At 54.7% G+C, this 590-nt stretch carries 1 protein-coding gene; it reads right to left on the bottom strand.

Annotated features, from left to right (window positions below; all coding sequences use genetic code 11):
• Positions 1-590, bottom strand: a 590-nt coding sequence (locus tag RAE09_RS11880) for an IS3 family transposase (RefSeq protein ID WP_316981775.1), incomplete at both ends; no start/stop codon positions are given.

The following is a 590-nucleotide window of genomic DNA, read 5'->3' as shown; positions in this document are numbered from 1 at the left end:
GCGTTATCAAAGCACACACCAGTACGCCCCACAGACTGAGCAATGCCCAGGTTATGGCAGACTTCCCAGAGCTTCTCGCTGGTAAATTGCGTTCCGCGGTCAGCGTGGAACACCAGCCCATTAGGAACGTCCCCGCGCAGTGTATGTGCCATCCGCAGGGCCCGTTCGACCAGGCATGTATCTTGAACGCTATCCATTGCCCATCCCAGCACCCTGCGGGAATGGCCGTCGCGGACCGCACACAAGTACAACCATCCCTCGCTGGTGCGTAGGTAGGTAATATCCGACATCCACACTCGGTTGAGCTCACCAGTATCAAACATGCGCTTGACCAGGTCAGGAAGAGCTGACTTACGCTTGGATTGAATCGTTGTCACCGGGACAAAGGCACGCGGTGAAATCCCTTCAATGCCCATCATGCGCATCCGCTTAGCCACAGTCTTGCGATTCAGGGTGATCTGGTAGCGCTCGGTAAGTTCTGCGGTGATCCGCGGAGCACCATAAACCTCATCGGAGTCTTTCCAAATCTGATGAATCTTTCGGTCAACGCCATCGTAAAATGCAGCACGATCATTTTCGCCAGATAGTCG

Source organism: Corynebacterium tuberculostearicum, from assembly GCF_032821615.1.
GTDB lineage: Bacteria > Actinomycetota > Actinomycetes > Mycobacteriales > Mycobacteriaceae > Corynebacterium > Corynebacterium tuberculostearicum_H.
This window is presented reverse-complemented; position numbering and strand designations above follow the sequence as displayed.